Below are 7,776 nucleotides of genomic sequence, written 5' to 3' on the forward strand. Positions count from 1 at the left end.
AGCCCTTGTCGCGGTTGTCTACTCGACCTATACAACTAGACAAATATTAACCTGCATCCGCCTTCCAGGCAATCCATGAGACCGTGAAGTTTTGATGACATGAGCAAAACACCGATCTGGAAAAGCATCGCACTCAGCCTGACCTCGGATATCGCCGAGGGGCGCTTTGGCACCGGTGACCGCCTGCCGACCGAGGCGCAACTGGCGGCAACACACGGCGTCAATCGGCACACCGTCAGGCGCGCATTGGCCGAGCTGGCGGAGCAAGGGTTGGTTCAGCCTCGACGCGGGGCGGGTGTCTTTGTCACCGCGCGACCAACGGATTATCCGATCGGCAAACGAGTTCGATATCACAAGAGCATTTCCGCCAGCGGCAAGATACCGGGCAAGCGTATCCTGTCCCTGACCACCCGCGCTGCGGATGAGGCCGAAGCCGAGGCACTGGCTTTGCAGCCCGGCGATCCGGTTCACGTCTATGACGGATTATCTTTGGCAGATGGTCAGCCCATTGCGCTGTTTCAAAGCGTCTTTCCAGCGCTCAGACTGCCCGACATTCTCACCCACCTAACCGAAACCCAATCCGTCACCAAGGCGCTTCAGCTTTGCGGAATTGAGGATTTTGTACGAACGTCCACACGGCTGACGGCCCGCGCGGCAACGGCGACGCAGGCGCTGCACCTGAACCTCAACGAAGGCGCGCCGATCCTGCATTCGCTTGGGATCAATGCGGCCCCAGATGGGCAGCCAGTCGAGTATGGAAAAACCGTTTTCGCCGGTGAGCGCGTAACCTTGACGCTGAACGAGACCTGACAAGGGGGCGCTGCCGTCCGTCTTCAGCCTCCTGCCGGAGGCCTCATCCAGTTGGGGGTTGCGCCGCGCAAAGCGCGGCGCTGGACCCAAGGCCGCCAATGGGTATCGGCGTAGCCGATGCACATGCGGGCGCGGGAGGGTTACGCGTATTTCTCCAGAAACGCCTCAATGTGCAACGCGCGGAAATCCGGCAGCACGTCGCGCAATCTGTCGTGGCTCCAATCCCACCACGCCAGGGCCAGTAGCCTCTCTGACACGTGTTCGGAAAAGCGACGGCGGATCGGTTGCGCGGTTACCCCGGCAACGATCGTGTAGGGGGCGACATCCTTGGTGACGATCGCACCGGACGCCACAACCGCCCCGTGCCCAATCGTCACCTCGGGCTTGATGATCGCCGCGTGACCGATCCACGTGTCATGGCCAATTGACGCCTGTCGCCCAGCGCGATGCGCAAACCACTCTGCATCGTCCTCAGCATCCTCCCAATAGTCCGCTGAGCGATACAGGAAATGATGCAGAGAAGCCTTCTCCATCGGGTGGTCCGTCGCGCCGATCCGGGTGAAGCTGGCGATATTGGCGAATTTGCCTATCTCGGCGTTGGCGACATCACAGGTTCGGTCGCAATAGGAGTAGTCGCCGAACCGCGAATTGGCGACCCGCGTCCCGGCGCCGATCTCGACATAGGCGCCAAAGCTGCTGCCCGAGATCTGGCAGTCCGGATGGATGAAAGGCTGATCAGAGCGCAGGCGCGTCATCGTATTCCCCATACGCTCAGGACTGCAGCTTGGCCGCACCGCGCGGCTTGCGCTTTTTACCGGCGTCGCCCTGAATCAGACGCTTGCGCAACCAGCCCGAGAACCAATCCATCAACATCACCATCAGAATGATGAGAACGATGTAATAGGCGACCTCTTCCCAGTCTTTCTGCGTGATGATCGCCTGCGTCAGCAACAGACCAATCCCGCCACCAGTGATCGCACCAATCACGGTCGCGCTGCGGGTGTTGGACTCGAGGAAATACAAAAGCTGGCTGAGCAGAACCGGAGTGATCTGCGGGATCACCCCAAAGCGATAGCGCTGCGGCGCATTGGCCCCGGTCGACTGGACGCCTTCGATCTGCTTGTTGTCGACATTCTCCAGCGCCTCGGAGAAGATCTTGCCGAAGGTTCCGGTATCGGTCACCAGAATGGCCAGGGCCCCAGTCAGCGGTCCCGGGCCAAAAGCACGCGCCAGAACCACGGTCCAGATCAACGCATCCACACCGCGCACGAAGTCAAACACGCGCCGCGTTGCAAAACGGACCGAGCGCAGCGGGTTGAAGTTCCGCGTCGCGAGGAAGGCCAGAGGCAGAGCAATCATGCCCGCGCCCAGCGTGCCGAGGAATGCCATAAGGATCGTCTCAAAGATCGCCCAGGCCACGTCCTGGTGCCGCCACATCTTGTTGGTCCAGAAGTCATTCAGGATCGCGCCTGCCTCACCGGATGCGGCAAGGCTCACAAGCTCGGGGAAGGACTTGCCGTAGTAGGGGCTGTCGAGCGTGAACCAGAACAGCTCCCACCCGGTGAAGTACCGGAACACCTCTGACCGGGTGCGGGTGACGGTTAGGCGGCCTGCATCGGTTTTGATGGCCAGACGGTTCTTGGAGACATTGATCCAGTCCGGTACCTCTCCGGCGGGCAACTCGGCCTGCACACCGGCCGACCGGCTGGGGGTGGCGCGCACGGTGCCATAGCCGGGGATGTCGTATTCGACGGTCTCAGGCCCGAAACGCACCACATGGCCGTCTTCCAGATCAATCACCGTGGTCTCACCCAGCGCGACCCAATCGGGCGCGGTGCCGTCGGGATAGCGCCCCTTGCGTTCGCCCTCGATCGCGGCAGAGACCTCACCAGTCCGGTTGTCGCGTTCAATATGGGTTTTGTAGCTGTAGCTGTCCGCTACCAGCGTCTTGCCGTTTTCCCAGTTGGCCCGCTCGGCCAGGCCGTGCACGTCGAAGGCGAAGAAGACGTAGATCAGATAGAGGGCAACCAGCCCCGGCAGCCCGAAATTCACGATGCGCTTGCGGCTGAACAGGCGGTCCGCTTCGGCCTTCAGGTCATCAATCGACAAATTGGTGGCAAAGGTACTCATGCCGAGGCTCCTTTTTCCGACCCGTGGGCCAGACGATCGCGCAGATAGCCAGAGATCTGATCAACGACCACAATAGTAACGAAGAGAAGGATGAAGATGGCCGCGGCCTCATCGTAGCGCCCCTGCCCCCAGGACATGGCGTTGCGCAGCTCATAGCCCAGACCTCCGGCACCGACAAAGCCAAGGATGGCTGAGGCGCGGATATTGATCTCAAACCGCAGCAGAGCGTAGCTGACATAGTTCGGGCCGACCTGAGGGATCACGCCCAGATACATGCGTTGTGACCAGTTGGCCCCGACCGACTGCAACCCCTCGACGGGTTTGAGCGAGGCATTTTCGTTCACCTCAGAGAACAGCTTGCCCAAAGCGCCTGCGGTGTGGATGGCAATGGCGATCATCGCGGGCACCGGCCCGCCGCCCAGAATGAAGATCAGAACCAGAGCAATCACGATTTCCGGGATCGCGCGACAGATATCCGAGATCCGACGGAACAGCGGGATCAACGAGGGCCAAAGCGCCATACCCCGCGTCGCCATCAGGGCCAGAAACGTGCCCGCAATCGTCCCGATCAGGGTCGAGGCGGCGGCAATGTTGATCGTCTCGATCAGGGCCGGGAAGAACTCGACCAGATTGGCCGGCATCTCGGCGATCTTTTCCCACGCCTCGGACAGAACCTCGGACGGGTAGTCCAGAATCCTGTGCCAACCATCGATGAAACTGCCCGCGTTGCGCTCATCCGCCGTGCGGAAGCCCGCTGCCATCAGGGCGACGAACAGGATCAGGAGAATACCACCATAGACCCGTTTGCGCCGCGTCATCGCGGTATAGTCGTCGCGGATCTGATCGACGCTATAGGACCCTGCCGAAAGGTCTGTCATGGAATGCTCCTGAGTGGAAAACGGGGTCCGGCATTTGACCGGACCCCGCGTATTGAAGAGACAGGCTTAGTTGGACTTCAGCTTGCGTGCTTCGATGATGATTTCGTAGGCGTCATGGGTGATCGGATCAAAGCTTTTGGCTTCGCCCGCAGCCACACCGTAGAAGCAATCGCGGTCTTTTTCCGAAAGCGTGTCCCACAGCTCGGTCACTTTGGCTTTGACGTCGGCAGGCAGGGCCTTGCGGACAACAACCGGACCTTCCGGGATCGGCTCGGATTTCCAGATTTGCACCAGATCGTTCATGTCGATCAGACCCGCATCCACAGCCCGGCGCAGGGCACCCGACTGATAGCCATCTTCCCATTCGCCCAAACCGTCGGCCCAGGTCACACCGCCATCAACGTCGCCGTTGTTCACGGCAACGATGGTCTGCTCGTGACCGCCGGTGAACTTCACTTCACCGAAATAGTCGCCCGAATCCATGGTCGCGCCGGTTGCGGCAGGGATTTCGATCGACGGGATCAGGTAGCCCGAGGTCGAGTTGGGATCGCCGAAGCCAAAAGTCTTACCCTTCATGTCTTCCAGCGAGGTGATGCCGCTGTCTTTGCGCGCAAACCCGATCGAGTGATAGCCGTAGCCGCCATCGGTGTTGACCTTGACCAGAACCGGCTCAACCGCTTCGGGGTCGGACAGGTAGGTTTTTGCGTAGCCCGACGCGCCCAGCCAGGCGACGTCGATGGTGCCGCCCAGCAGACCCTGAATCACACCGTTATAGTCGGCAGGGGCGAACAGTTTCGCGGGAACGCCCAGAGCCTCTTCGGTGTAAACGCGCAGGCATTCGTTGTTGTTCAGACGGTCCTGAGCGTTCTCACCGCCCAGAATACCGATACGAAGCTCGGAAATCTCCTGAGCCATTGCAGGCGCGGCCATGGCAGTGGTCGCAACAAGGGCAGCAACTAGTTTTTTCATCTGTCTCTCTCCAGTTTGATGTTCCCGACCTCTCATCGGGCCGGGCGATGAAAGGGGTTGGGGTGGCTCAGACGGTCGCTTCGGCTTCCATCAGGGCCTTTTGTGTGGCGTCCAGCGTTTCGATCTCGGTCGAGGTTGCCTCTTCCGAGAAGCTGGCATCGGCGCCATAGATCTCGCGGGCGACACCGGTGGTCAGTTGCTCGGGCAGGCCGTCAAAGACGATACGTCCGTCGCGCATGCCCACCACGCGGTCGCAATAGCGGCGCGCAGTATCCAGCGTGTGCAGGTTGGCGATGACGGTGCGGCCGTCCTCTTCATGGATGCGGCGCAGGGTCTGCATCACCACCTGCGCGTTCATCGGGTCCAGCGAGGCAATCGGTTCATCGGCAAGAATGATCTTGGGGTCCTGCATCAGGGCGCGGGCAATAGCCACGCGCTGCTGCTGACCACCCGAAAGCGCCTCGGCCCGTTTGGGCGCATGTTCCGCGATGCCCAGACGATCCAGAATGTCGATGGCGCGGTGGACCTCATCCATCGGGAACAGGTTGAACATCGTGGCCAGGGTCGAGTGGCGGTTCAGAGTGCCGTGAAGCACGTTCGACACTACGTCCAGACGGGGCACGAGGTTGAACTGCTGAAAGATCATCGCACAATCGGCCTGCCAGGAGCGCTTGTCGCGACCCTTCAACTGAGTCACGTCGCGGCCTTGAAACAGGATCTCGCCATCACTGGCATCCGTCAGGCGGTTGATCATGCGCAAAAGCGTCGATTTACCCGCACCCGATCGACCGATGATGCCGATCATGCAGGGCTTGTCCACGTCCAGCGTTGCGGTATCCACCGCCACATTCTCAACGAAGCGTTTGGTCAGTTTTTTGATGTGCAGCACGTGCCACCCCCAATTCATGTTGGCGGGTAGCTACGGATTGCACTCAACGGATATGTGTCGGTTCAGTGAAAGTTTTGTAAACACCGCAGCCCGTACCATAGGGCCTACCCTTCAGGCTCATTCCCCGCTATACGCGCCCGCAACCCCAGTTTCCTGCATGAGGCCCGCCATGAGCTTTGACCGTTCCATCAAGATCGCTCCGTCGATCCTGTCCGCCGATTTTGCCAATTTCGGAGCTGAAATTCAGGCTATCGAGGCGCAGGGTGCCGATTGGGTCCATGTGGACGTCATGGATGGCCATTTCGTGCCAAACCTGACCTTCGGCCCTCCGGCGGTCAAAGCGTTCCGTCCCCATGTGAAAACGGTGATGGATGTGCATCTGATGATCGCGCCGGTCGATCCCTATATCCAGGCCTATGCCGATGCGGGTGCCGACATACTGACTGCCCATGTCGAGGCAGGCCCGCATACACATCGCACCCTGCAAGCCATCCGCGCCACGGGCATGAAGGCCGGTGTTGCCTTGAACCCCGGCACCCCTGCAGAGGCGATCGAGCACCTACTGGACCTCACCGATCTGGTCTGCGTCATGACCGTGAACCCGGGCTTCGGAGGCCAAAAGTTCATCGACATGACCACCAAAGTCCGCAAGCTCCGCGAGATGATCGGAGACCGCCCGGTGCATATCGAGATTGACGGCGGTGTTGACCCAAACACAGCCCCGCTGGTCGCAGCCGCAGGTGCAGATGTGTTGGTCGCCGGATCGGCCGTGTTCAAGGGCGGGTCTGTCGACAAGCCTGACGTCTATGGTGCGAATATCGCTTCGGTTCGGGCTGCTGCGGAATCTGCATTGAAGTAATGCTATTGGCCGCCTCTGTATCTCAGCCGCAAAAGGTCAGAACGAGAGCTTGAAACTCAATGATCCAACAACCTGCCCTTCAGGTTGTTGGTTGAATTCTTGACTTAGATAGCTCGCGCCGTAGAACAGAGTTCCGTATTTGGCCTCCCAGTTCAGACCAAGGCGCGCGCGATACCGTTCATGCTTAAGGCTGACCGCGCCGGAATTCGGGATATATGCGCTGTCGGCCACATAGGCTGCATCGAACCCGAAAACACCGCTGACACCCTTTGGTCCTGTCCGCATAGAGCGATAACGCTGCCCGGTGATCTTGTCGCGGATCAATAGCTCTGACCGCCCCACCTGTCCAAAGGTCACGTCCATTCCAACGCGGGCGAGAGTTTCGTCCCCCGCCCGCACAGACGCAAAGGGGCGGAGGCGCGTGTTTCGGCCCATATCCCACTCGCGCCCGATTTCCGCGACGACGGTGGGATAAAAATCATTGGAAACCTGATCATCTAGGATCGCCCGCGACGGTGGCGTGCTTCCGATCAGCTTGTGAAATTCGGTCTGCAGGCTGTCCACGCCCGTTTGCGGCCCTACAGCCACCAATTCAGCGCCTACAGTGAACTGCGCACTACGTCTTTGAAAATGCGTATACGCACCAAGCGACAGGATTCCGGCATACTGTCTGTCTTGTGGGTTTGGCGTAACCAGGTCCTCGGGAGATATCATCTGCGTATACGCCCGAATCTCGATCACGTCTCCAAAGGTTTCGGGCAGTTCGCCGCTCCAGCCGCGCGCAAGAATCCATGACAGGTTCAGAGACGACGTCTGCCAACGGTCATGATCATCACCAATCAGATCATCCGTGAACATCCAGCCGAAGCCGATCAACTCTCGCTTTGATGGCTCTGATGGTTGGGGCGTGGAGGACGAGGACTGTGCGAGCAGAAACTGCGGAACACAGATGAAGACAAGTGCCCAGAATATCTTCATTGCCGTCCCCTTTCATCTTCATGCCCTGCTGGTCATCAGGCGCGACATGTTTTCAAGGACCGTAAGAAAAGGTTTTGATTTCAACAATGTTTTCGTGCGCGAGCGCAATCAGCCGCGACCAAAAAGCAACATCTCAGACGCCCTGAGAAACATCCGGATCATGGCTCAAACGAAAAAGGGCGTCCCGAGGGACGCCCTTTCCGTCTGATCATTCGCTTGCGCGACTTATTCAGTGATTTTTGACACAACGCCGGCGCCGACGG

At 59.6% G+C, this 7,776-nt stretch carries 8 protein-coding genes; 2 read left to right on the top strand and 6 right to left on the bottom strand.

The window, feature by feature from the left end:
• Positions 1–99 precede the first annotated feature (99 nt).
• On the top strand, positions 100–810 hold the full coding sequence (gene phnF / locus ACR0AI_RS18155) for a phosphonate metabolism transcriptional regulator PhnF (protein ID WP_170639163.1): 711 nt from the start codon (positions 100–102) through the stop codon (positions 808–810).
• A gap of 140 nt (positions 811–950) precedes the next feature.
• On the opposite strand, the gene ACR0AI_RS18160 is transcribed toward phnF, so the two are convergent.
• The 5 genes from ACR0AI_RS18160 to phnC all read right to left on the bottom strand — a co-directional run bounded on the left by ACR0AI_RS18160 (position 951) and on the right by phnC (position 5,676).
• A complete protein-coding gene (locus ACR0AI_RS18160) occupies positions 951–1,565 on the bottom strand; it encodes an LbetaH domain-containing protein (RefSeq protein WP_480676112.1) in 615 nt (204 codons plus the stop codon).
• 16 nt (positions 1,566–1,581) lie between these two features.
• Positions 1,582–2,940 (bottom strand): phosphonate ABC transporter, permease protein PhnE, encoded by a 1,359-nt coding sequence (gene phnE / locus ACR0AI_RS18165; RefSeq protein ID WP_480676114.1) that lies wholly within the window; start codon positions 2,938–2,940, stop codon positions 1,582–1,584.
• Positions 2,937–3,818 carry a phosphonate ABC transporter, permease protein PhnE gene (gene phnE, locus ACR0AI_RS18170; protein ID WP_480676116.1) on the bottom strand — a complete coding sequence of 294 codons (882 nt, stop codon included), beginning with the start codon at positions 3,816–3,818 and terminating at the stop codon, positions 2,937–2,939. Before phnE (ACR0AI_RS18170) ends, phnE (ACR0AI_RS18165) begins: the two co-directional genes overlap by 4 nt.
• Before the next feature lie 66 nt (positions 3,819–3,884).
• Entirely contained in the window at positions 3,885–4,787 is a 903-nt protein-coding gene (gene phnD, locus ACR0AI_RS18175; RefSeq protein ID WP_170527473.1) for a phosphonate ABC transporter substrate-binding protein, read from the bottom strand.
• A gap of 67 nt (positions 4,788–4,854) precedes the next feature.
• A complete protein-coding gene (gene phnC / locus ACR0AI_RS18180) occupies positions 4,855–5,676 on the bottom strand; it encodes a phosphonate ABC transporter ATP-binding protein (RefSeq protein WP_480676118.1) in 822 nt (273 codons plus the stop codon).
• A gap of 169 nt (positions 5,677–5,845) precedes the next feature.
• Between phnC and rpe the strand changes: the two genes are divergently transcribed.
• Positions 5,846–6,535, top strand: a complete 690-nt coding sequence (gene rpe / locus ACR0AI_RS18185; protein WP_480676119.1) for a ribulose-phosphate 3-epimerase — start codon at positions 5,846–5,848, stop codon at positions 6,533–6,535.
• A gap of 36 nt (positions 6,536–6,571) precedes the next feature.
• Here rpe and ACR0AI_RS18190 read toward each other — a convergent pair whose 3' ends face one another.
• Positions 6,572–7,513 (bottom strand): lipid A-modifier LpxR family protein, encoded by a 942-nt coding sequence (locus ACR0AI_RS18190; RefSeq protein ID WP_480676121.1) that lies wholly within the window; start codon positions 7,511–7,513, stop codon positions 6,572–6,574.
• Between the last annotated feature and the right edge of the window lie 263 nt (positions 7,514–7,776).

It is taken from the genome of Ruegeria sp. BG3 (assembly GCF_056538485.1).

Coding starts and splice junctions, on each gene's coding strand:
- phnF (WP_170639163.1), top strand. CDS start 100: ATGAGCAAAACACCGATCTGGAAAAGCATCGCACTCAGCCTGACCTCG.
- ACR0AI_RS18160 (WP_480676112.1), bottom strand. CDS start 1,565: ATGACGCGCCTGCGCTCTGATCAGCCTTTCATCCATCCGGACTGCCAG.
- phnE (WP_480676114.1), bottom strand. CDS start 2,940: ATGAGTACCTTTGCCACCAATTTGTCGATTGATGACCTGAAGGCCGAA.
- phnE (WP_480676116.1), bottom strand. CDS start 3,818: ATGACAGACCTTTCGGCAGGGTCCTATAGCGTCGATCAGATCCGCGAC.
- phnD (WP_170527473.1), bottom strand. CDS start 4,787: ATGAAAAAACTAGTTGCTGCCCTTGTTGCGACCACTGCCATGGCCGCG.
- rpe (WP_480676119.1), top strand. CDS start 5,846: ATGAGCTTTGACCGTTCCATCAAGATCGCTCCGTCGATCCTGTCCGCC.
- ACR0AI_RS18190 (WP_480676121.1), bottom strand. CDS start 7,513: ATGAAGATATTCTGGGCACTTGTCTTCATCTGTGTTCCGCAGTTTCTG.